This window comes from Novosphingobium mangrovi, assembly GCF_022818885.1.
GTDB lineage: Bacteria > Pseudomonadota > Alphaproteobacteria > Sphingomonadales > Sphingomonadaceae > Novosphingobium > Novosphingobium mangrovi.
In genome coordinates this window covers 1-21181 of record NZ_JALHAT010000050.1, presented here as the reverse complement: position 1 = coordinate 21181, position 21181 = coordinate 1, and the positions used below count along the sequence as shown (strand labels likewise).

Sequence of the window (21181 nt, the reverse complement as noted above, 5' to 3'; positions counted from 1 at the left end):
GGCTCCCAAAACTGTCCACCTCAAGACTCTCACGCTATCGTAGCCGAGAACGGTGAGGTCGCCCATTTGGGGGTCAAGGGGCGATGGCCCCTTGAATCATTCTCCTACTCCGCCGGAGCCTCTACCGGATCATCCTCCGCGACCTTCGCATCACGGCGTTCGGTGAACCACATGAGGAGCAGCGTGCCTTCGAAGAGCAGCAGCAGCGGCACCGCGAGGAGGACCTGCGAGATCACGTCGGGCGGGGTCGCGATCGCGGCGACCACGAAGATCCCGACGATGACGTAGCGGCGTGCGGCGACCGCCTGCGTGCGGGTCACGATCCCCGCGCGGTTGAGCAGCATCAGCAGCACCGGCAGCAGGAAGCTGATGCCGAAGGCGAGGATGAACTGCATGACGAGCGAGAGGTAGTCGCCCGTCCCCGGCAGCGCCTCGAGCTGGAGGCCCCCCGCGCTCCCCTGAAAGCCCAGGAAGAAGTGGAAGGCGGTCGGCATGACCACGTAGTAGGCCAGCGCCGCGCCCATCGTGAAGAGGATCGGGGTGGCTACCAGGAACGGCAGGAAGGCTTTCTTTTCCTTGGCGTAGAGGCCCGGCGCAATGAAGGCCCAGATCTGGTTGGCGATCACCGGGAAGCTGAAAAAGAAGGCCGCGAAGACCGCGATCTTCACTTCCACGAAGAAGGCTTCGTAGAGCTTGGTGTAGATCAGCTTGCCCTCACCCGCCGGGAAGGCGGCGGTCAGCGGGCGGACCAGGAAGCCGAAGATATCGTCGGCAAAATAGAAGCAGATGCCAAAGGCAACGCCAAAGGCCAGGAACGCGCGCACCAGACGCGAGCGCAGTTCGACGAGGTGATCGAGCAGGGGAGCCTGCGAATCGTCGATGTCGGAAATCTTGAAGGCCATGGCGCGAATGCTCGATCAGGACGCGGGGCGGGCCGGGTCGGACGCCGGCACGGGTTGGGGCTCGGACGCGGCTTGCGGCGTCGCTGCGGGCGGCGCAGGAGCCTCGCCAGAGGACGTGGACGCCGGTTCGGGGGCGGGCAGCGCCTCAGGCTCTGCCGGAGCGTCACCCTCGACGTTGTTCGCCTTCTCGGCGTCGGTCTTGGCCTTGCGCGGCGCTTCCATCTCCTCGGCGGTCGGCAGCTTGGGGGCTGCCTTCATGATCGCCTCGTTCTGTTCGCGCCACTTCTGCTCCATCTCCTCCAGCTCGGCTTCGCGCACCATCGCATCGATCCCGGCGCGGAAATGCCCCGTGACCTTGCGCAACTTGCCGATCCAGCGGCCAGCCGTGCGCATCGCCAGGGGCATGTCCTTGGGCCCGATGACGACGACCGCCACGATGACGACCATCAGGAGTTCCGTGGCTCCGATATCCAGCATAGCCGTATCCGGCCGTCAGGCTCAGGCCTGGTCGCTCTTGGTGGTTTCGCTCGCGCTGGGCGCGGGGTCGGCCGAGGTGATCTGCGCGGGCTTGGCATCCGACTTGGCGGGCTTGGCCTCATCCTCGTCCTCGTTCATGCCCTGCTTGAAGCTCTTGATGCCCTTGCCGAAGTCACCCATGATTTCGGAGACCTTGCCGCGACCGAACAGCACGAGCACGATCACCAGGACAATCAGCCAGTGCCAGATCGAGAAGCTACCCATTATCCCAACTCCAAAAATACGTGCGACCGATTCCGGCCCTTCACGGGTCATCTAGGCGTTTTCCAACTAAGTTGAAAGCCTGTCATCGTTTAGACCCGGTTCGGTCGCAGGACGGTCACCTTCTTGGGTTTCCGCTGAAATTCCGGGTCGCAATGCGTCCTCTACCATAGCATCATCGACCGCTTCGAGCAGCCCCGCTGCACGTAATTCGTCAAGTCCGGGCAATTCCTTGCGCGAAGACAGCCCGAAATGCGCGAGGAACGCGTCGGTTGTGGCGTAGATCACGGGCCGTCCGGGCACCTCGCGGCGCCCCGCCGTGCGCACCCAGCCCGCCTCGATCAGCACGTCCAGCGTCCCCTTGGCGGTCTGCACGCCGCGGATCGCCTCGATCTCGGCGCGGCTGACGGGCTCGTGATAGGCCACGATGGCCAGGACCTCGGTAGCCGCGCGCGAAAGGCGGCGCACCTCCTGCTTCTCGCGGCGCAGAAGGTGCGCCAGGTCGGGCGCGGTCTCGAAGTGCCAGTGGCGCCCCCGCTCGACGAGCTGGATGCCACGCCCCTGGTAGTGCGCCTGGAGTGCCTTGAGCGCCGGACGCACCTCGCCATCGCCCAGATGCCGCGAGATCTGCTCGGCCGTCATCGGCGCCTCGGCCGCGAACAGCGTCGCCTCGACCGCGCGTTCCATGTCATCGGGCACAGGCGTATCCGGCTCGCTCATGTCGGCAGCGCCCGCACCTGGAGGGGACCAAAGACGCTCTCCTGCACCAGTTCGACCTTGCCCGCCTTGGCCAGTTCCAGCGCGGCTACGAAGCTGGAGGCGAGCGCGGACTTGCGCAGCTGCGGATCGGCCCAGTCCTCCTTGGAAGGGGGCACGAATTCGCGCAGTTCCATCCAGTCTAGGGCGACGCCCACCATCGCCGAGACCCGCGCAATCGCGCTGTCGAGGCTCATCACCATGCGCTCGCGCACGTGATGGACGGCGGGCTGGGCGCGCAGCTTCACATCGCCATAGGCCCGCACGAGGTCGAGCCAGGAACACTGCCAGGCGTTGCGCTTCTCCACCCGCAGCCCCTCGGGCGCACCGCGCGGGAAAACATCGCGCCCCAGCCGGTCACGCCCCATCAGCCGGGCCGCCGCCTCGCGCATGGCGCCCAGGCGCTGAAGGCGCAGTTGCAGGCGCATCGCCAGCTCCTCGGGGCTGGGATCGGGCTGTTCTTCCTTGGGCAGCAGCAGCGAGGACTTGAGATAGGCGAGCCAGGCCGCCATCACGAGGTAGTCCGCCGCGATTTCCAGACGCATCTCGCCCGCCGTGTCGATGTAGTCGAGATAGGCATCGACGAGTTCGAGGATGGAGATGCGGCGCAGGTCCACCTTCTGGCGCCGCGCCAGATCGAGCAGGAGGTCGAGCGGCCCTTCCCAGCCCTCGATCTCGATATAGAGCGCCTGGCGGCGCTGCTCGGCGGGCGAGACCGCGTCCCACACCGCCTCGGCTTCGCCCAGCGCGATACCGGGATCACGCTGAACCGGATCGCCGGGCGCGCCGCGCGAAGGAGCAGGTTCGCCGTCCCCGGCCACGCCTCAGGCGACGCCCTGCGCCAGCAGCGCCTCGCGCCGGGCGACGAGCGCAGCGTGATCGCCGGTGCGCGCACCTTCGGGGCAGGAGGCCATGGCCCTCTCCAGCCGCGCGCGCGCTTCCGGCGTGATCGCAGGCAGCGCCTTGGCGATCCCCACCATGTCGTCCATCTTCGCCCAGCAGTTGAGCGCGATATCGCAGCCCGCCGCGATGGCACGCGCGGCGCGTTCGGGCACCGAGCCCGAAAGCGCCTCCATGTCGAGATCGTCGGTCAGGAGCAGCCCGTCAAAGCCGATCCGCCCGCGAATGATCTCCTGCACCACGAAGGGCGAGAGCGTGCCCGGATTGTCCGCATCCCAGGCGGTGTAGCGCACGTGCGCGGTCATGCCGATGGGCGCGTGGGCCAGCGTCCGGAAGGGGCGCAGGTCAACCTCCAGTTCCTCCGCGCTGGCCGTAACGGTGGGCAGTTCCTTGTGGCTGTCCGCCATGGCGCGTCCATGGCCAGGAATGTGCTTGATGCAGCCGACCACGCCCGCGCGCGCCAGGCCATCGAGCGTCGCGCGGCCGAGCGCGGCCACGCGCATCGGATCGTGGCCAAAGGCCCGGTCGCCGATGACATCGTGCGCGCCTGTCTGGCGCACGTCGAGCGAGGGGTGGCAATCGACCGTGATGCCCACTTGCGCAAGATCGAGCCCGAGCGCCTCGCCGTTGGCGCGCGCGGCCTCGATGGCGGTGGCGGGCGCGTGATCGTACAAGCGGTCGAACACCTCGCCCGGCGGATAGGCGGGCCAGACCGGTGGCTTCATGCGCGCCACACGCCCGCCCTCCTGGTCGATGCAGATGAAGAGGTCCTCGCGGCCATGAAGATCGCGCAGCGCATCGGTCAGCGCGCGCAACTGGGCGCGGTCGGCGACATTGCGCCCGAAGAAAATGTAGCCGGCCGGATCAGCGTCGCGGAAGAAGGCGGCTTCATCCGCCGTGAGGACGTGCCCCGAAAGGCCGAAAATCGCAGGAACCATGCCGATTTATCGCCCAATCCGCGCGGGCAGGCAAGCCGCGCGCGCGCGCGATGTGTGGACGAGCGCGGGACGGGTACGCCGCACCCGCCCGCCGTGATGTTCCGCTCAGTTCTTGACCTGGCAGGCGAGACCTGCGCCGCGCATGTCCGCGCAGAGCGCCCTGGCCGCCTTGAGATCGCCCGGAAGCGCCTGGAGACGGTAGACCGTGCCGATGTCGGCCTGGCCCTGCACCACGCGGTGGCTCATCTCGCCAAAGGGCGCGTACTGGCCCTTCAGCGTCTGCCAGCCCTTCTCCGCGCCCTCGCGCGAGGTGTAGGCGCCGACCTGGACACCCACGCCGCTGGGCGCCGCGGGCTCTTCGGCCTTGGCGGCAGGCGCCGGCTTGGGCTGCGACTGAGGCGCCGCAGCTTGGGTCTCCTCCTCCTCCAGGCCATCGAAGCCGGGCTCGGGAAGTTCTTCCTCGGCGATCTGGGGCGTGCGGGACTGGCCTTCGGCCACCGCGAAGCTGGTGTCGCCAGTTCCGCTCACGACTTCGCCGCCGGGATTCTCGGGGCGGGTCTTGTAGGGTTCCTCGGGCGCCTCAATCACGCCGCCATCGGCGACGAGTTCCTCGTCCGAGCGCCCGGCGAGCGCCCACAGGATACCACCGCCCAGAAGGGCAATGGCCACGAGCGCGGCCAGCAGCAGGATCGTGGTCTGACCCATCCCACCGCGTTCGTCCTCGTAGTCCTCATCGTCGCCTTCGAGCCAGGGCAGGCGCATCTCGCCATCGCCCAGGTCCAGTTCGTCGGCACTTTCGGAGGCGGCGGGAGCGGCCGTGCCGAAGCTGGCCGCGACGCCCGCAGCCGGGGCGGCGCCGGGCATCGGAAAAGGATCGTGCTCATCACCGAAGGGATCGGGCCCGAAAGGGTCAGGCTCGGCACCGGGCGCCTGGGGATCGGTGCCAAGGCCATTGGCGGAGGTCCAGGCCCCGCCCGCACCTGCGCCCGGCCCCGCGCCCGATCCATTTGCCGCGGACATGCCGTCCTCAGTCCTGTCCGAAGCCCCGTGCGTCATAAATCACATTTCCTCCACGGCCTCGACGCCCAGAAGCGCCAGGCCGTTGCGAATGATCTGCCCCACCTGCACGGCCAGGAACAGCCGCGCGGATGTAAGGTTAACGTCCGATGCGTTAACAATCCGCTTTTCCGGACTATCGTTACCCAGGTTATAATACCCATGGAACGCGGCGGCCAGATCGTGGAGGTAGAAAGCCACGCGGTGCGGTTCACGGGCGGCGGCGGCGGCCTCGATCACGCGCGGGAACTGCGCGAGCAGCTTGGCGAGCTCCAGATCGTCCTCGCCCAGCAGCGCGACGTGTTCAGCCGAAGCGACGGTGTCGAGATCGGCCTTGGCCTTGCGCAGGATCGACTGGATGCGCGCATGAGCGTACTGGACGTAGAAGACCGGGTTGTCCTTGCTCGTCTCCACCACCTTGGCGAAGTCGAAGTCCATCTGCGCGTCGGGCTTGCGGGTGAGCATGGTGAAGCGCACCACGTCCTTGCCCACTTCCTCGACCATGTCGGCGATGGTGATGAAGTTGCCCGAACGCTTGGACATCTTCACCGGCTCACCGTCGCGCAGCAGCTGGACCATCTGCACCAGCTTGATCTCGAAGGGAGTCGCCTCGCCCTCTGCCCCCGTCATCGCCTTGACGGCGGCCTTGATGCGCTTGACCGTCCCTGCGTGGTCCGCGCCCCAGATGTCGACAAGCGCATCGGCACTCTGCGCCTTCTGGAAGTGGTAGGCGAGGTCGGCGCCGAAGTAGGTCCAGGTGCCGTCCGACTTCTTGATCGGGCGATCCTGATCGTCGCCGAACTGGGTCGACTTGAACAGCGGCAGCTCGACCGGCTCCCAGTCCTCGGGCGTCTTGCCCTTGGGCGCTTCCAGCACGCCGTCGTAGACAAGGCCCTTGGAACGCAGCCACGCCTCGGCCTCGTCGGGCTTGCCGCTCGCCTGCAGCTCGGCTTCCGAGCTGAAGACGTCATGGCGGATGCCCAGCTGGGCAAGGTCGGCGCGGATCATGTCCATCATCGCGGCGACCGCCTTGACGCGGAACAGGGCCAGCCATTCCGATTCGGGCGCCTCGGCGTACTGGTCGCCGAACTCTTCGGCGAGCTTTGCGCCCACCGGCTTCAGGTAGTCGCCCGGGTAGAGCCCCTCAGGGATCACCGCCTCGCCCAGGCCAAGCGCCTCGCGGTAGCGGATGTGCGCCGAGCGCGCGAGGACCTGCACCTGCGCGCCCGCGTCGTTGACGTAGTATTCCTTGATGACCTTGTGGCCCGCGTATTCGAGCAGGGTCGCCAGCGCATCGCCGACCACCGCGCCGCGGCAGTGGCCCATGTGCATGGGGCCGGTCGGGTTGGCCGAGACGTACTCGACGTTGACCGTACTGCCTCCGCCCAGGGTCGAGCGGCCGTAGTCCGCGCCAAGCGCGGCAATCGCGCCCAGCTCGTCGATCCACGCGGCAGGTGCCAGGCGCAGGTTGATGAAGCCCGGTCCCGCGATCTCGGCAGAGGTCACCGCATCGAGCTTCGAAAGCTCGGCGACGAGCGCCTCGGCCAGGTCACGCGGCTTCATCTTGGCAGGCTTGGCCAGGACCATCGCCGCGTTGGTGGCAAGGTCCCCGTGGGAGGGATCGCGCGGCGGCTCGACCGTGATCGCGCTTCGCTTCAGTTCGCCCGGCAGGGTTCCTGCGGCTTCCAGCGCGTCGAGCGCAGTCGAAAGGTGGCCAGCGAAGGCGGCGTAAAGGGTCTGGATCGTGGTCATGATGGCGCGCGGATAGCCCAAGTTTGCGAAAAGGGGAACAGGCCGTAACGCCCCCGCTCCGCGCGCGGCCGCCCGTCCCACGAAAAAAGGCAGGCATCCCGGAGGACACCTGCCTTTTTCCCTGTCTCCCGACCCGCCGGAATCAGAGGGGCAAAGGCGGGGGGAAGACAGCCGGGAGACGCAGCGGCCTCCCGGTCCACACGGCCCGGCAGGGCCGCATCAACGCATCACGGCACTAAGCCATCACGGATTGCCGGTTGCGGCCGACTGGATGCGCTGCATGAGAGTCGTGTCGCTGCGCGAGGCGACCGCGATCTGGTTGAACTTCTCAGGGGACAGGCCCGAGCTCTGGACGGCGCCCGCCATCTTGGTCTGCTTCTCCTCGGCCGAGGCCGCGGTGTCCTTCTGGATGTTCTGGATACTGACCGCGGCGGTGGCGAACTGCTTCACCTCCTGGTCGCTGAAATCCGCGCTCGAGGCCGCAGCGCCGGGGGCCTGCTGGGGGGCAGATTGCGGTGCGCTCTGGGCCTGGACGGCACCGCCGGTTGCGACGGCGCCAAGGGCTGCGGTGCCCGCGAGGGCAAGCTTCATGCGGTTCATGTCGTTCTCCGATCGTTTTCGTCACGTTCGAGCCTCAATCTCGGCACGCGAGGCCTCGATGCAAGCGCGCACCTGACGCCGCGTGGCTCTCCCGAGACAAAGCGAAGCCGTTGACAAACAGGCAACAAATTGCGCTGGCAGGCCGTTCGCCAGCCGCGATGAAAGAAGGAAGGACAAGCCCCTTTCAAGGGGCCATCGCCCCTTGACCGCAGAATCGGCGACCTCCCGCGCCTCAGCCAAAGCGGCGCGCGCAACGTGCGCTAGATAGTATGGGGAGCCCGAGGGCGATGACCCTCGGAACTGTCCTTCTGATTGGCTAAAGCGTCCATTCCCGGCGCGAGTCGCGCTCCATCCAGAGCCCTGCCCCAATGATCGTACGCAACACCCCCAGCTTCCGCGATGTGCTGATCGCCACACGCGGCTCGATCCTGCCGCAGATCCTGCGCCCGCTGCTGGTCGTGCTGGCGGCCTCACTGATTGCCGTTCTGATCGGACAGGCCGCGCCGTCCTGGCTGGCCCCGCTCCACGCGATGCCCTTCACCCTGATCGGCCTTTCGCTCTCGATCTTCATGAGCTTTCGCAACACGGTGTGCTACAACCGCTGGTGGGAGGGTCGCCAGCTGTGGGGGCGCCTTATCAACGCCGCGCGCAGTTTCGCGCGCCAGACCGCGACGCTGGAACGCGCGCAGGCTGCCCCGCTGCTCGAGACGCTGGCCGGCTTTACCGCCGGACTTGCCGCACGCCTTCGCGAGGAAGACGAAGTTGCCGCCATCGCCCGCCACGCCGCGCGTGACGCAGACTGGACAGGCGCGCCCAATCCCACCGACGCGGTCCTGCGCGCGGTCGGCATGGGCTGCCGCGCGCTGGCAGACGCACGCGCGATCGATGCGATCCACTACTCGGTGCTGGAAACCCAACTCAGCGAGATGGCCTCGGTCCAGGGCGGGTGCGAGCGGATCAAGGCGACGCCGGTGCCCTTCTCCTATTCGCTGCTGCTCCACCGCACGGCCTATGCCTTCTGCCTGCTGCTGCCCTTCGCGCTGGTCCCGCAGCTGGGCTGGTGGGCGCCCTTCCCCGCCTTCCTCGTCGCCTATGCCTTCTTCGGCCTCGATGCGCTGGGCGACCAGCTCAGCGATCCCTTCGGCCGGGACGAGAACGACCTGCCACTTGCCGCCATGGTCCGCACCATCGAACGCGACCTGCTCCACGCCGCCGGCCACCGCGAACTGCCCCCTGTCATCGAGCCGGACGGCTACGTGCTGAACTGAAGGGCCATGCGCACCTGGTGCATCCTTTCGGCCACACTCGGGCAAAAGAAATTGCAATGAAGATCGGTTAACTACTCTTTTGCCGAGACCACGCCATAGCCCGACCACGAAGATCTCATGTCGAGATTTTCTGAATCGGGGGCTCTTCCATTGAAACGCATCGCGACGACTTTCTTCCTGGCTTCGGTATTGGCATCCACCGCGCACGCTCAGGACACCGCTCCGGGGGACGCCTATCGCAATCCCCTGGCAACGCAGGCTGCACCTGCCCTCCTTCCTGCGACCCCGGCGCCGCGAAGCGCCGTCCTTCGCGCGGGAACCCCCATCCAGCTGCGCCTGCTGGAAGAGATCACCACCAAGAAGAAGGTCGCCAAGGTCGGGCAGCGCTTCCAGCTGGAGGTTGCTGCACCTGTCGAGGTCAACGGCGTCCAGGTCATTCCGGCGGGGTCTCCCGCGTGGGGCGAACTCACCAGCGTGCGGAACAAGGGCATGTGGGGCAAGTCGGGCAAGCTGGAAGCCCGGCTCCTGTACTTGCGCGTCGACGGGCGCCAGATCCGCCTGACCGGGAACTTCGATGACAAGGGCGTCACCGGAACGGCCGGGGTGGTCGGGGCCATCGCGCTCGTGCCCGTGGCCGGCTTCTTCATGACCGGGACCAGCGCCGTTCTTCCCATGGGCGGCCAGGTGGGCGGCTTCATCGACGAAGACGTCGAACTTGCCTTCGCGGCGCAGCCCGTCGCTCCCCTCCAGGTCCCCATGCCTCAGAGTGGCGCAACGGATGCTGGCGAACCGGCCCCGGACGCCGCAGCTGCCCCCATCTCCTGAGGCCATATACCCGCCGGGAGCGCGCTTGCGCGCCGCTCCCGGCACCTCTCCCTCTTCAAAACCCGCGCAAAGGCGTGTAACGGCGCGCCATGTCCAATCCTGCGCCCACCCCTGCGAATCCGAAGACCTACCGGGTCAAGAGCTTTGGCTGCCAGATGAACGTCTACGACGGCGATCGCATGGCCGAACTCCTGGCCGAGCAGGGGATCACCCCCGCGCCCGAGGGCGAGGATGCCGACCTCGTCGTCCTCAACACCTGCCACATCCGTGAAAAGGCAGCCGAAAAGGTCTATTCCGACATCGGCCGCCTGCGCCGTGAGGATGGCTCCTCCCCGCTGATCGCGGTGGCAGGCTGCGTCGCGCAGGCCGAGGGCGAAGAGATCATGGCGCGCGCGCCTGCCGTGAAGATGGTCGTCGGTCCGCAGGCCTACCACCGTCTCCCCGACATGGTGAAGGCGGCCTCGGAAGGTCGGCGCATGACCGACACGGACATGCCTGCCGAGACCAAGTTCGACGCGCTGCCCAAGCGCCGCCGCTCCGGGCCCACCGCGTTCCTCACCGTGCAGGAAGGCTGCGACAAGTTCTGCACCTATTGCGTGGTGCCCTATACCCGCGGCGCGGAAATCTCGCGCCCGCACGCCGACCTCATCGAGGAGGCCAAGCGCCTCGTCGAGGCTGGCGCGCGCGAAATCACGCTCCTGGGCCAGAACGTCAACGCCTGGACCGGCGAGAACGCGAAGGGCCAGGCCGTCGGGCTCGACGGCCTCATCCGCGAGCTGGCCGAAATCCCCGACCTTGCCCGCATCCGCTACACCACCAGCCACCCCAACGACATGACGCCCGGCCTGATCGAGGCCCATGGCGATGTCGCCAAGCTCATGCCCTTCCTGCACCTTCCCGTGCAGTCGGGCAGCGACCGCGTGCTGAAAGCGATGAACCGCGCACACCAGGTCGAAAAGTACCTCACGATCCTGGAAGAGGTGCGCAAGGCCCGCCCCGACATCGCGCTTTCGGGCGACTTCATCGTCGGATTCCCGGGCGAGACCGACGCCGAGTTCGAGGAAACGCTCAAGCTGGTCGATACGGTCGGCTATGCCCAGTGTTTCAGCTTCAAGTATTCGCCGCGCCCCGGCACTCCGGCCGCAACCATGGGCGAACAAGTCCCCATGCCCGTCATGGACGAGCGCCTGAAGCGCCTGCAGACAGCGCTCAACCGCGACCAGTACGCCTTCAACACTGCCTCTGTCGGCAAGACCTGCGAGGTTCTGGTCGAGCGGCGCGGCAAGCATCCTGGCCAGTGGCTGGGCAAGTCGCCCTGGCTGCAGTCGGTCCACTTCACGGGCGATGTGGCCGTGGGCGATGTCGTCACCGTCGAACTGGTCGAAGCCGGGCCCAACTCGATCGCGGGCGCGCTGAAGGTCCCCGCCTCGGCCTGACCCTGCGACCATGACCGCCATGCCGAGGGGCGCCGAGGCGCGCCAGCCGCTCGTGCTCGTGCCGGGCCTGTCGTGCGACGAGACCTTGTGGGCCGCGCAAGTCGCGGGGCTTGCCGACATCGCCGACCCCATGATCGGCGACACGCTGCACGACGACACCCTGCCCGCCATGGCCCGCCGCATCCTTGCTGCAGCTCCGCCGCGCTTCGCGCTCGCAGGGTTTTCGATGGGCGGTTACGTGGCCATGGAAATCTGGCGCCAGGCGCCCCAGCGGATCACGCGAATCGCGTTTCTGGACACCAGCGCGGGCGCCGACGATGCCGACGCCGCGCGGCTGCGCCAGGCCGCGATCACCACCGCGCGCAAGCGCAGCCTGGAGGCGGTGCTGCGCGGCAGCCTGCGACGGCTCGTCCACCCCGATACAGAGCGCGCCACGGCCGAAGCGGTCGTCGCAATGGCGCTTGGCGTCGGACTGGAGACCTACGCCAACCAGCAGCGCGCGATCATGGCCCGCCCCGATTCGCGCGCCGACCTTGCCCGGATCAATGTTCCAGCCCTGGTGCTGGCGGGCGCGCAGGACAAGCTGACACCGCCGGGGCGCGCGCGCGACATTGCCGCCCACACGCCCGGTGCGCGGCTCGAACTCGTGGAGCAATGCGGCCACATGGCGCCGATGGAACAGGGCGCGGCGGTCACCGCGCACCTGCGCGACTGGCTCGCCGCCTGACGCGCCCGACTCTGGCCCCGCCTCAGGGCCCCGATTCAGGGCTGCGCGTTGGCGTCCTCGTCTTCGGGCGGATTGAGATCGTCGGGCGTGATGAGCACGGTGCCCATGCCAGCCGCCTCGTCGACCCCGGCGCTCGTCGGATTGGAGGCATAGCGCTCTCCGTCGAAGGGCACGCGGCGGACACCCGCGGCCATGCCTCCACCGGAAACCGAAACGGCAAGGTCGCGCCAGCCGTTGGTCGTGCTGTCGAGCACACCGACGGGGAGCTGCACCACCGAAAGATCGCCCACGATCCGGAAGCTGTCGCCCTCGGGCTTGAGCACGAGCAGGTTGCACCCACCCGTCCCGCACATCATTGCTCCGCTGGCATAGGCCAGCACTTCCTCGGTGCCGTCGCCATCGAGGTCCATTTTCGCGCTATCGACGTGCACCACGCCGAGATCGCCGCCCAGTTCGTCCTCGACGTAGTTCTGCACGAAGGCCTCGGGATCCGCGACGAGCGCGTCGGACGCCCCCGCACTGGCCGTCGCGCTCGGCTCTCCAGCGGGCGGCGCATCGCCCTTGCAGCCCGCGAGTGCCAGCGCGAGCGCGAGCGCAGCTACGGGAACACCCTTGCGCGCAAAACCGAGACGAGCCGACGGGGCGGCAGGCGAAGCCACGAGAGATTGGTTCATGGCGCGCAGGCTATCGGCCCTGCGCGGCCCGGGCAAGCGCACCTGCGCGGCGCAGGCCCCAACTCGCCGCAAAGGCGCACCTTTTCGAGCAGGAGAAGGGAGGTAGTATTTCAAGGGGCCATCGCCCCTTGACCCCAGAATGGGCAGCCTCGCCATTCTCAGCCGCGGCAGCGCGTGGAAGGTGAACTCGACAAGTTGGGGAGCGCGAGGGCGATGGCCCTCGGATATATCTTTTCTCGACTTTTTCGCCCCCAAATACAAAGCGGCCCCGGTGCTTGCTCACCGGGGCCGCCGTAGGGGACTCGTTGGAGAGGTCAACTTACCAGAAGAAGCCGTTGTAGACGGTGAGAACACGTCCATTGCGGACGTTCACCAGGACCACGTCGTTGTTGTAGCGCACCCAGCGCGCACCGGCGCGCGGCGCCGGGAGACGATAGCGGGCGTAATCATTCACCCAGTAACGGCTGCCGTAATAGGCGGGCTGGAAGCGATGCCCCACCGCGACCGGGCGGTAACGATAGCCCGAAGGACCGCGGTAGGCCGAGCGGTGGTAGACGTTGCGGTGGCCGCGACGGTAGTCGCGCCAGTCCTGGCGGGCTTCGCGGCTCGCACTGCGCACGTCGCGGCGGGCCTCACGGACATCGCGGCGATCACCATGACGCTCGGCCTGGCGCAGGTCACGGCGCGCCTCGCGCACATCGCGCTGACTTTCGCGCGCCTCGCGGTAGCTCTGGGCCGAGGCCATCGTCGGCACCGCCAGGGTGGGAACGGCAACGCTGGCGGCAAGGGCCATCAGGATGAACTTACGCATGAAAAAACTCCTTCAACATGCAGCCGGGGTGGCGGTCTGTGCATTCAGGTTTTACGCACCCTACATGAACGAAGCGGGAGCGCGCCGTACACCTCCCGCTCAGCACTGTCGCAGCGCTGCGACAGGTCCCGAGAAACCCGCGCAAATGCGTGGGATCGCCCGCCAGATCCAAGCAGCCACCCTCTGAGAATAATTTCAGGATCCGATAGATTTCGCTGCCTCAGCGATGCTGCGAAAGGACTTTCCGAGCGGATTCTTTTCCACCGCCAACGCCCCTGCGATCCACCCCCCTCTTGCAAGCGGGCGCGCACAGGGCCATCTTTCGCCTTGGAAGCAAACCATCCTCATCAGAAAGGAACGCATGGCCCGTAAAGCAGCCCGCGCCGACAACGATACGGTGCACCTTAGGCCCGACACCCACCGTCGCGCCCGTGTCGAAGTGGAATTCGACGAACCCACGCTGCTGGGGGCCTTGTTCGGACAGTTCGATTCCAATCTCGTGCAGGTGGAGAACCGCCTCGGCGTCTACATCGCCGCGCGCGGCAACAAGATCCAGATCGAGGGCCCCGAAGACGCTGTCGCCCGCGCGCGCGAAACGGTGACGGGCATGTACCGGCAGCTCGAACAGGGCCACCAGGAGCTCGATTCAGGCGCGATCGAGGCGCTGATCTCGATGTCGGCCGAACCCACACTCGACGGCATCATCACCGGCGATGGGGACAACGGCGGCAAGGGCCCGCCGATCATGATCCGCACCCGGCGCAAGACCATCGTGCCGCGCTCGACCACGCAGATCGAGTACATGCGCGCGCTCGCCAAGTCGGACGTGATCTTCGCGCTCGGCCCGGCGGGCACGGGCAAGACCTACCTTGCGGTCGCGCAGGCCGTCTCGCAGCTGATGACCGGCTCGGTCCAGCGCCTGATCCTCTCGCGCCCCGCGGTCGAGGCGGGCGAGAAGCTGGGCTTCCTGCCCGGCGACATGAAGGACAAGGTCGATCCCTACCTGCGCCCGCTCTACGACGCGCTCTACGACTGCATGCCGCCCGAGCAGGTGGAACGGCGCCTGGCCAGCGGCGAGATCGAGATCGCGCCGATCGCCTTCATGCGCGGACGCACGCTGGCCGATGCCTTCGTCATCCTCGACGAGGCGCAGAACACCACGCGCGAACAGATGAAGATGTTCCTCACCCGCTTTGGCCAGAACAGCCGCATGGTGGTGTGCGGCGACCCCAAGCAGGTCGACATCCCCGGCGGCGACCGCATGTCGGGCCTTGCCGATGCCGTGACCAAGCTCGAAGGCGTGGACGGGATTGCCGTCACCCGCTTCTCGGCCGCCGACGTCGTGCGCCACCCCATCGTGGGCCGCATCGTCGAAGCCTATGAGGGACCGCTTTCGCAGTACGACGAGAGCTGAGCAAAGCAGGAAGACACGAGTTCAAGGGGTCATCACCCCTTGACCCCAGAATGGGCGACCTCACCATCCTCGGCCAACGCGGCGCGACAGGGGTGAGCCAGACCATTCCGGGAGCCCGAGGGCGATGGCCCTCGGAACATCTCTTCCTTGCTCCCTGCCAGGCGCCCTTGCAGTTTGCGCACAGACCTTTCGGCCTGCACGATTGCCTTGCGTTTCGTGACTTTGGTGTGACGCGCGACATGCAATATCGATTGCAAAAAGGGCCGAATTCCCGCTTTTCCCCGCTCGACCCGGACGCTTCGGAGCGCTAAGGGGCGGCGATGGAACTCGAGATCGACATCGAAGCCCCCTGGCCCGGCGACACCGATTGGGTGGACCTGGCCGAACGGGCGCTCGAGGCGCTCGTCCAGGTGGCTCCCGAACTGGGCCACGAACGGCTGCTTACCAGCGTTCTGTTCACCTCGGATTCGCAGGTGCACACGCTCAACCGCGAATGGCGCGCCAAGGACAAGCCCACCAACGTCCTTTCCTTCCCCATGCTGGAACGTGTCGAACTGTTGAATTTACAGCAAGACGGCCCGCCCGAAATGCTGGGTGACATCGCCCTCGCCGCGGAGACCTGCGCGCGCGAAGCAAGCGAAAAAAATGTTTCTATTCAGGATCATGCAACACACCTCCTGATCCACGGCCTGCTCCACCTGGCGGGCCTCGACCATGAGATTTCCGACGCCGATGCCGAGGCCATGGAGGCGCTCGAAACAAAGGCACTTGCGATTCTTGCCATTGCCGACCCATATGGGGACCGCAACTAACCTTCGAGGGATACCCAATCACGATGGCCGAAAATGGCCGCCACACCGACCCAGGAGACGGGGACAGTACCGGCACGCTCTGGCGTGCATTCCGCAAACTGTTCCAGGGGGACGCCGACCAGTCACTGCGCGCGCAGCTGGAAGACGTCATCAACAACCATGAGGGCGAGACCGACGCGAACGGGGCGCCCAGCGGCGACCTGTCGCCGCTCGAGCGCCAGATGCTGCGCAACCTCCTCCACTTTTCCGAGCACGATGCCGACGACATCGCGATCCCGCGCGGCGAGATCGTGGCGATTGCCGCCTCGGCCAGCTTCGACGAGGTGGTCGAGGCCTTTGCCGAGCACGGCCATTCGCGCCTACCGGTCTATGGCGAATCGCTCGATGACGTGAAGGGCATGATCCACATCAAGGACGTGTTCCCGATCCTCGCGCGCGGCGAGCCGGCCCCGGCCGATTGGACGAGCCTGCTGCGCCGGCCGCTGTTCGTGCCCCAGGCACGCGGCGCGCTCGACGTCCTGGCCGACATGCGCGCCCAGCGCGTGCACCTCGCCGTCGTCATCGACGAGTACACCGGCACCGACGGCATAATCACCATCGAGGACCTCGTCGAGGAAATCGTCGGCGATATCGAGGACGAGCACGACGAGGCCGCCGAAGAGTGGCTGGTGCCGCTCGAGAACGGGGTCTGGGACGCGGATTCGCGCGCCGAACTCGAGGACGTCGCCGAACGCATCGACCCGCGCCTTGCCGAGATCGAGGAAGCCGTGGATACTCTGGGCGGCCTGGCTTTCGTCCTCGCCGAGCAGGTGCCCCAGGTCGGCACAATCCTGGAGCACGACAGCGGCTGGCGCATAGAAATTACCGACGGCAACGAGCGGCACGTCACGAGGCTTCGCCTCCACCCGCCTCTCGAAGAGCCCGTCCGAGAGGAAGACTGAGAGTACCCATGCACACCGTCGCACTCCCGCGCGCGGTGAACCGAAGCGAAAAGACCAGAGACATTGCCCGTACGTCGACTTCCCCCACTGCGCGCGCTTGAAGCGTTCGTCCGCGTCGTCCGCCTAGGTTCCGCCAAGGCCGCCGCGAACGAGCTCGCGCTCAGTCCGTCCGCCCTCTCCCGCCGTGTCGCCGCTCTCGAGGACTTCACCGGCAAGCGTTTGTTCACCCGTCAGCACCAGGCGATGAAGCTGACCGACGAAGGCCAGGCCTTCTACAACGTCGTCGGCCCCAAGCTCGAAGAGCTGGCCGAGGCGGTGGAATCGCAGATCGACCGTGGCCAGGTGCTGCGCCTGCACCTGGGCGTGCCTTCGCTGTTCGGTGGCCAGCGCCTGTTCCCGCGCCTGCCCGAGCTGCGCAAGCTGCACCCGCGCCTGCACATCGACATCGACACCGGCACGCACCTCGAAGCGCGCGTGGGCGACACGCTCGATGCCGCGGTGATCCTGGCCAAGGAACCGGACCCGGCCTTCTACCGCGTCCAGCTCGACCACAACAAGGTCTACGGCATCGTCTCGCGCGAGATGGCCAACGACCTGGGACCGCGCCCGGACAAGGACAAGCTCTCCAAGCAGACCTTCCTGATCCACCAGGACCTGCCCGACAGCCTCGATGCGTGGAAGAAGGCCATCGGCCTGCCCGATCTGGAGCCCGCCTCGGTCGACAAGTTCGACTCCGGCCAGCTCGTGCTCGAAGCCGCCGCGCAGGGGCTGGGCATCGCGATCATGCACGATGACCACTTCCGCCGCTCGAACGACGGCCGCCTTGCGCGCCTCTACGACATCGATGTGGAAAGCCCCTACCGCTACTGGTTCGTGTGCCGCCCCAAGGCGCTCGAAACGCGGCCCGTGCGCATGTTCCACGAGTGGCTGCAGCAGGCCGGCCTCTAAGCACCCTCCGGGCCGCGGCCCGAACACTACAAGCCCCCCCCCCCCTTACGTCCGTCAGGCCGGATCAGCGAGATCCGGCCCGTCGGTCTATCCCTCGCCGCGCGCGTCCGGTTGGCCCAGCGTGCCCAGTGCCACCAGGGCCGGGGCGAGCAGGAACCCGGTGACAAAGCCGCCCAGATGGGCCTCCCAGGCCAGGCCCGAGGCGGCCCCGAAAAGCACCGGCACCCCGCCCAGCGCGCAAACCGCCCAGAACTGGGTCCGCGCCATGGCCAGCACCTCGCGCCCCATCGCCACCGAGCAGACCTCGCCCACGCCCGCACGCATCGCCTTGTGCCGGGCGAGGAAGCCGATCAGTCCGAACACCACGCCCGAGGCGCCGAGCAGGCCCTCAGCCCCGGCGCGGTGGAGCGCAAGATAGGCCAGCCCCCCGGCCAGCCCGCTGGCCTCGAAGAGCAGGCCCAAGCGCAGCCAGGCGCACAGCCCTCCGCCCAGCCGATGCACCGCCAGCGCGGCGAGCGGCACGAAGGCGAACGCCGTGATCGCCAGGTGCAGCGCGGACGCATGGGCGAACATGTGCATCTGCAGCGTGGCGAAGTGCCCCTCTGCGATCGCCTCGTGCGAGACCCGCCAGGCCAGCATGTGGTCGGTGTCGAACAGGCGCACGACGAAGACGTAGACCATGAAGCCCAGCAGCGCCCAGCCGGGCGCATAGTCCTGCCAGGCAATCACGGGGCCAGAGCGCTCCTCCCGCCCGGCCCCGCACTCCTCTGCGCGTATGTGCACCGCCACCCGTTCGCTGCTCATCACACCCTCCATCAAGGCACGATGGTATCAAGCGATTCGTCGCAGGGGTGTGTTCTGGATCACGCCCATGAAAAAAGGGCGCTCCCTCAAGAGGAAGCGCCCTTTTTCAGCGTATCCGCGCGCCCGCAAGGGGACACGGATGCGGCCCGCAATCTTACGAGAGCGCGGCCTTCACGATCTTGCCCGGCTCGCGCGGCGGCTCGCCCTTGGGCAGCGCATCGACGTGGTCCATGCCTTCGACCACTTCACCCCAGACGGTGTACTGCTTGTCGAGGAAGCGCGCATCGTCGAAGCAGATGAAGAACTGGCTGTTGGCCGAGTGCGGGTAGCTGGTGCGGGCCATCGAGCACACGCCGCGCACGTGCGGCTCGGCGCTGAACTCGGCCTGCAGGTCCGGCTTGTCCGAACCGCCCATGCCGGTGCCGTTGGGGCAGCCGCCCTGCGCCATGAAACCGGGGATCACGCGGTGGAAGAGGATACCGTCGTAGAAACCTTCCGAGGTCAGTTCCTTGATGCGCTCGACGTGGCCGGGAGCCAGGTCGGGGCGCAGCTTGATCTTGACGTCGCCGCCTTCGCCGTTGCCGGTGTCGAGCGTGAAGGTGAGAAATTCATCAGCCATCGAAAACTCCTGTCGCCGCGCGGATGCGGGCCATTAGGTGTGCAGGCAACCGCGCAGGGGCGGGCGCCATGGGAACCGGCCCCCGATATAGGCGATGGTGCGCCATTGTCACGTTCCGCGCAGCCAGCGTGCACGAAATTCATCCGCGCCGGGGGGAACTGTTGCAATTGCGAAATTGCCGCGTAGACCCGCCCCATGAGCGATACGGATCTCAAGGACGAACGCATCGAGGACGCGGATCTGCGCGACGAGAGCCGTGATGCGTCCGCATTTCCCGAGGATCCGGACGGTGAGCCCGAAGCCGAGAGCGAAAGCCTCGACGAGGACAACCGCCTCAAGGCCGACTACGTCCGCGCGGTCAAGGACGCCTTGTGGGAAGAAGACTTCGACCGCGTCTACGAACTGGTCGAACCGCTCCACCCCGCCGACATCGCCGACCTGTTCGAGCTGGTCGATGCCGACGAGCGCCCGGTGCTGGCGCGCTCGATCCGCGACCTCATGGGCGTGGAGGTCATCGCCGAGCTGAACGACTGGGTGCGCGAGCTCCTCGTCGAGACGCTGCCCGCCGAAGTCGTCGCGGGCTTTGCGGGCGAGCTCGACACCGACGATGCCGTCGCGATGCTGGAGGACCTCGACGAGGACAACCAGCGCGCGGTCCTGGCCGAGATGGAGCCGGAAGACCGCGCGGCCATCGAATCGGCGCTCTCCTACCCCGACGAATCCGCCGGGCGCATGATGAGCCGCGAGTTCGTGGCCGTGCCCGAGACGATGACGGTGGGCGACCTCATCGATTTCCTGCGCGAACACCGCGAACTGCCGACCGAGTTCTGGGAAGTGTTCATCGTCGATCCGATGCACCGCCCGATCGGCACCTGCGTCCTGTCCTGGATCCTGCGCTGCCCGCGCAACATCCCGCTCTACGACGTGATGAAGCGCGAGCAGACGCTGATCCCGGTCGACATGGACCAGGAAGAGGTCGCGCTGCGCTTCCAGAAGTACGCACTGATCTCGGCCGCGGTGGTCGACACTTCGGGCCGCCTGATCGGCCAGATCACGGTCGACGACGTGGTCCACATCATCTCCGAGGAAGCGGGCGAGGACGCCCTCCTCCTCTCGGGTGCAGGCGATGGCGACATCAACGAGCCGATCCGCGATGCCTGGTCGGGGCGCGTGCGCTGGCTGATCGCGAACCTGCTCACTGCCACGCTCGCCTCGGCGGTCATCGCCATGTTCGAGGACACCATCGCGGCCATGGTCGCGCTCGCCACGCTCATGCCGATCGTGGCGGGACTGGGCGGAAATGCGGGCACGCAGACGCTGGCCGTCACCGTGCGCGCGCTCGCGATGAACCAGCTCACCCCCAGTAACGCCTGGCGCGCGGTCCGGCGCGAGATGACCATCGCGCTCCTGAACGGCGGCACCGTCGCCGTCATCATTGGCATCGCGGTCTCGCTGATCTTCGGCAACCCGATGCTGGGCGGGGTGATTGCCGCGGCCATGATGACCAACATCGTGATCGCGGGAATGGCGGGCGTGCTGATCCCGCTCGCGCTCGAACGGCTCAAGGCCGACCCGGCGATCTCGTCCTCGGTCTTCGTGACGATGACGACCGATTCGATGGGCTTCCTCGTCTTCCTGGGCCTGGCCACGATGTCCGGGCTGGTCGGCTGAGAACACCCGCAAGAACCGTGTTGGCGTTCGCGCCCATCCTCCCTATCTAGCCTGTCATGCCGCTGCACATGACGAAGATTGCCTTTGCCGCCCAGAGCCCTGCCGACCTGCGCGCCTGGCTGGAAAGCCACGCCCCCTTTGGTGAGGCGCGCCTGACCACCCGCTACGTGCCCAAGCGGCAGGCCGAAATGGTGGGCGGATCGCTCTACTGGATCTTCGAGCACGCGCTTATCGGACGCTCCCCGATCCTGGGCTTCGAACAGCGCGAGAGCGACGGGCGCTGGGACATCCGCCTCGAACCGCGCCTGATCCCGGTCGTCACCAAGCCCAAACGCGCCCACCAGGGCTGGCGCTACCTCAAGGACGAGGACGCTCCCCGCGATCTCACCGACGGCGAGGACAGCGGCGACATCATGCCCCCCAAGCTGGCACGCGAGCTGATGAAGCTGGGGCTGGTCTGAAAACGTCGCCGAACACCGGGAAGCCCGGTTTCAGGACGAAATGAGGAAGTCAGAAGGATGATTCCGAGGGCCATTGCCCTCGGGCTCCCCATACCGTCGACCTCACCTCTTACCCGCTGCGTGGGCCA

General features: G+C 67.1%; 23 protein-coding genes. 10 read left to right on the top strand and 13 right to left on the bottom strand.

Features of this window, described 5'->3' with window-relative positions:
* Nucleotides 1-104: 104 nt before the first annotated feature.
* From tatC to MTR65_RS18205, 9 genes are all read right to left on the bottom strand, one after another.
* A complete protein-coding gene (tatC, locus tag MTR65_RS18245; RefSeq protein WP_243802709.1) occupies nt 105-902 on the bottom strand; it encodes a twin-arginine translocase subunit TatC in 798 nt (265 codons plus the stop codon).
* A 15-nt stretch (nt 903-917) separates the two neighbouring features.
* Nucleotides 918-1379, bottom strand: a complete 462-nt coding sequence (tatB, locus tag MTR65_RS18240; RefSeq protein WP_243802707.1) for a Sec-independent protein translocase protein TatB — start codon at nt 1377-1379, stop codon at nt 918-920.
* 21 nt (nt 1380-1400) lie between these two features.
* The gene (locus MTR65_RS18235; RefSeq protein WP_039390370.1) at nt 1401-1643 is read right to left on the bottom strand and encodes a twin-arginine translocase TatA/TatE family subunit; all 243 of its coding nucleotides are present in this window, start codon (nt 1641-1643) and stop codon (nt 1401-1403) included.
* 66 nt (nt 1644-1709) lie between these two features.
* Complete coding sequence (gene scpB, locus MTR65_RS18230) at nt 1710-2360, bottom strand: SMC-Scp complex subunit ScpB (protein ID WP_243802705.1); 651 nt, start codon at nt 2358-2360, stop codon at nt 1710-1712.
* Complete coding sequence (locus MTR65_RS18225) at nt 2357-3142, bottom strand: segregation and condensation protein A (RefSeq protein ID WP_226638230.1); 786 nt, start codon at nt 3140-3142, stop codon at nt 2357-2359. The genes scpB and MTR65_RS18225 overlap by 4 nt, the downstream gene beginning before the upstream one ends.
* A gap of 78 nt (nt 3143-3220) precedes the next feature.
* Nucleotides 3221-4234 (bottom strand): beta-N-acetylhexosaminidase, encoded by a 1014-nt coding sequence (nagZ, locus tag MTR65_RS18220; RefSeq protein ID WP_243802703.1) that lies wholly within the window; start codon nt 4232-4234, stop codon nt 3221-3223.
* A 105-nt stretch (nt 4235-4339) separates the two neighbouring features.
* Nucleotides 4340-5290, bottom strand: a complete 951-nt coding sequence (locus tag MTR65_RS18215) for an SPOR domain-containing protein (protein ID WP_243802701.1) — start codon at nt 5288-5290, stop codon at nt 4340-4342.
* A 3-nt stretch (nt 5291-5293) separates the two neighbouring features.
* Nucleotides 5294-7042, bottom strand: a complete 1749-nt coding sequence (gene argS, locus MTR65_RS18210) for an arginine--tRNA ligase (RefSeq protein WP_243802700.1) — start codon at nt 7040-7042, stop codon at nt 5294-5296.
* Nucleotides 7043-7285: 243 nt separating this feature from the next.
* A complete protein-coding gene (locus tag MTR65_RS18205) occupies nt 7286-7642 on the bottom strand; it encodes a DUF4168 domain-containing protein (RefSeq protein ID WP_243802698.1) in 357 nt (118 codons plus the stop codon).
* A 368-nt stretch (nt 7643-8010) separates the two neighbouring features.
* Between MTR65_RS18205 and MTR65_RS18200 the strand changes: the two genes are divergently transcribed.
* The 4 genes from MTR65_RS18200 to MTR65_RS18185 all read left to right on the top strand — a co-directional run bounded on the left by MTR65_RS18200 (nt 8011) and on the right by MTR65_RS18185 (nt 11898).
* A complete protein-coding gene (locus MTR65_RS18200; RefSeq protein ID WP_243802696.1) occupies nt 8011-8910 on the top strand; it encodes a bestrophin family protein in 900 nt (299 codons plus the stop codon).
* A gap of 150 nt (nt 8911-9060) precedes the next feature.
* Entirely contained in the window at nt 9061-9735 is a 675-nt protein-coding gene (locus MTR65_RS18195) for a hypothetical protein (RefSeq protein WP_419145062.1), read from the top strand.
* An 89-nt stretch (nt 9736-9824) separates the two neighbouring features.
* Entirely contained in the window at nt 9825-11171 is a 1347-nt protein-coding gene (miaB, locus tag MTR65_RS18190) for a tRNA (N6-isopentenyl adenosine(37)-C2)-methylthiotransferase MiaB (RefSeq protein WP_243802694.1), read from the top strand.
* 10 nt (nt 11172-11181) lie between these two features.
* On the top strand, nt 11182-11898 hold the full coding sequence (locus tag MTR65_RS18185; RefSeq protein ID WP_243802692.1) for an alpha/beta fold hydrolase: 717 nt from the start codon (nt 11182-11184) through the stop codon (nt 11896-11898).
* A gap of 35 nt (nt 11899-11933) precedes the next feature.
* On the opposite strand, the gene MTR65_RS18180 is transcribed toward MTR65_RS18185, so the two are convergent.
* Nucleotides 11934-12572, bottom strand: coding sequence for a hypothetical protein (locus tag MTR65_RS18180; RefSeq protein WP_243802691.1), 639 nt, complete (start codon nt 12570-12572; stop codon nt 11934-11936).
* Nucleotides 12573-12891: 319 nt separating this feature from the next.
* Complete coding sequence (locus MTR65_RS18175; RefSeq protein WP_243802689.1) at nt 12892-13383, bottom strand: RcnB family protein; 492 nt, start codon at nt 13381-13383, stop codon at nt 12892-12894.
* Between the two features lie 361 nt (nt 13384-13744).
* Here MTR65_RS18175 and MTR65_RS18170 point away from each other — a divergent pair, with 361 nt between their 5' ends.
* The 4 genes from MTR65_RS18170 (at nt 13745) to MTR65_RS18155 (ending at nt 17498) form a co-directional block, all read left to right on the top strand.
* Nucleotides 13745-14797 carry a PhoH family protein gene (locus MTR65_RS18170; RefSeq protein ID WP_243802687.1) on the top strand — a complete coding sequence of 351 codons (1053 nt, stop codon included), beginning with the start codon at nt 13745-13747 and terminating at the stop codon, nt 14795-14797.
* A gap of 320 nt (nt 14798-15117) precedes the next feature.
* On the top strand, nt 15118-15609 hold the full coding sequence (gene ybeY, locus MTR65_RS18165) for an rRNA maturation RNase YbeY (RefSeq protein WP_243802686.1): 492 nt from the start codon (nt 15118-15120) through the stop codon (nt 15607-15609).
* 23 nt (nt 15610-15632) lie between these two features.
* Nucleotides 15633-16550 (top strand): hemolysin family protein, encoded by a 918-nt coding sequence (locus MTR65_RS18160; protein ID WP_148627708.1) that lies wholly within the window; start codon nt 15633-15635, stop codon nt 16548-16550.
* A gap of 63 nt (nt 16551-16613) precedes the next feature.
* Nucleotides 16614-17498: a LysR substrate-binding domain-containing protein gene (locus tag MTR65_RS18155; protein ID WP_052322151.1), complete on the top strand. Its 885-nt coding sequence runs from the start codon at nt 16614-16616 to the stop codon at nt 17496-17498.
* Nucleotides 17499-17585: 87 nt separating this feature from the next.
* On the opposite strand, the gene MTR65_RS18150 is transcribed toward MTR65_RS18155, so the two are convergent.
* Together MTR65_RS18150 and MTR65_RS18145 are read right to left on the bottom strand one after the other, a co-directional pair.
* Nucleotides 17586-18302 carry a rhomboid family intramembrane serine protease gene (locus MTR65_RS18150; RefSeq protein WP_243802684.1) on the bottom strand — a complete coding sequence of 239 codons (717 nt, stop codon included), beginning with the start codon at nt 18300-18302 and terminating at the stop codon, nt 17586-17588.
* A 154-nt stretch (nt 18303-18456) separates the two neighbouring features.
* Nucleotides 18457-18921 (bottom strand): peptidylprolyl isomerase, encoded by a 465-nt coding sequence (locus tag MTR65_RS18145; RefSeq protein ID WP_039390356.1) that lies wholly within the window; start codon nt 18919-18921, stop codon nt 18457-18459.
* Nucleotides 18922-19116: 195 nt separating this feature from the next.
* On the opposite strand from MTR65_RS18145, the gene mgtE reads away from it, so the two are divergent.
* A complete protein-coding gene (gene mgtE / locus MTR65_RS18140) occupies nt 19117-20592 on the top strand; it encodes a magnesium transporter (protein ID WP_243802682.1) in 1476 nt (491 codons plus the stop codon).
* 56 nt (nt 20593-20648) lie between these two features.
* A complete protein-coding gene (locus MTR65_RS18135) occupies nt 20649-21053 on the top strand; it encodes a DUF1489 family protein (RefSeq protein ID WP_243802680.1) in 405 nt (134 codons plus the stop codon).
* Nucleotides 21054-21181: the final 128 nt, after the last annotated feature.

What these genes read in the sequence shown, in the direction of transcription:
- tatC (WP_243802709.1), bottom strand. Translation starts at nt 902, where the DNA reads ATGGCCTTCAAGATTTCCGACATCGACGATTCGCAGGCTCCCCTGCTC.
- tatB (WP_243802707.1), bottom strand. Translation starts at nt 1,379, where the DNA reads ATGCTGGATATCGGAGCCACGGAACTCCTGATGGTCGTCATCGTGGCG.
- MTR65_RS18235 (WP_039390370.1), bottom strand. Translation starts at nt 1,643, where the DNA reads ATGGGTAGCTTCTCGATCTGGCACTGGCTGATTGTCCTGGTGATCGTG.
- scpB (WP_243802705.1), bottom strand. Translation starts at nt 2,360, where the DNA reads ATGAGCGAGCCGGATACGCCTGTGCCCGATGACATGGAACGCGCGGTC.
- nagZ (WP_243802703.1), bottom strand. Translation starts at nt 4,234, where the DNA reads ATGGTTCCTGCGATTTTCGGCCTTTCGGGGCACGTCCTCACGGCGGAT.
- MTR65_RS18215 (WP_243802701.1), bottom strand. Translation starts at nt 5,290, where the DNA reads ATGACGCACGGGGCTTCGGACAGGACTGAGGACGGCATGTCCGCGGCA.
- argS (WP_243802700.1), bottom strand. Translation starts at nt 7,042, where the DNA reads ATGACCACGATCCAGACCCTTTACGCCGCCTTCGCTGGCCACCTTTCG.
- MTR65_RS18205 (WP_243802698.1), bottom strand. Translation starts at nt 7,642, where the DNA reads ATGAACCGCATGAAGCTTGCCCTCGCGGGCACCGCAGCCCTTGGCGCC.
- MTR65_RS18200 (WP_243802696.1), top strand. Translation starts at nt 8,011, where the DNA reads ATGATCGTACGCAACACCCCCAGCTTCCGCGATGTGCTGATCGCCACA.
- miaB (WP_243802694.1), top strand. Translation starts at nt 9,825, where the DNA reads ATGTCCAATCCTGCGCCCACCCCTGCGAATCCGAAGACCTACCGGGTC.
- MTR65_RS18185 (WP_243802692.1), top strand. Translation starts at nt 11,182, where the DNA reads ATGACCGCCATGCCGAGGGGCGCCGAGGCGCGCCAGCCGCTCGTGCTC.
- MTR65_RS18180 (WP_243802691.1), bottom strand. Translation starts at nt 12,572, where the DNA reads ATGAACCAATCTCTCGTGGCTTCGCCTGCCGCCCCGTCGGCTCGTCTC.
- MTR65_RS18175 (WP_243802689.1), bottom strand. Translation starts at nt 13,383, where the DNA reads ATGCGTAAGTTCATCCTGATGGCCCTTGCCGCCAGCGTTGCCGTTCCC.
- MTR65_RS18170 (WP_243802687.1), top strand. Translation starts at nt 13,745, where the DNA reads ATGGCCCGTAAAGCAGCCCGCGCCGACAACGATACGGTGCACCTTAGG.
- ybeY (WP_243802686.1), top strand. Translation starts at nt 15,118, where the DNA reads ATGGAACTCGAGATCGACATCGAAGCCCCCTGGCCCGGCGACACCGAT.
- MTR65_RS18160 (WP_148627708.1), top strand. Translation starts at nt 15,633, where the DNA reads ATGGCCGAAAATGGCCGCCACACCGACCCAGGAGACGGGGACAGTACC.
- MTR65_RS18150 (WP_243802684.1), bottom strand. Translation starts at nt 18,302, where the DNA reads ATGAGCAGCGAACGGGTGGCGGTGCACATACGCGCAGAGGAGTGCGGG.
- MTR65_RS18145 (WP_039390356.1), bottom strand. Translation starts at nt 18,921, where the DNA reads ATGGCTGATGAATTTCTCACCTTCACGCTCGACACCGGCAACGGCGAA.
- mgtE (WP_243802682.1), top strand. Translation starts at nt 19,117, where the DNA reads ATGAGCGATACGGATCTCAAGGACGAACGCATCGAGGACGCGGATCTG.
- MTR65_RS18135 (WP_243802680.1), top strand. Translation starts at nt 20,649, where the DNA reads ATGCCGCTGCACATGACGAAGATTGCCTTTGCCGCCCAGAGCCCTGCC.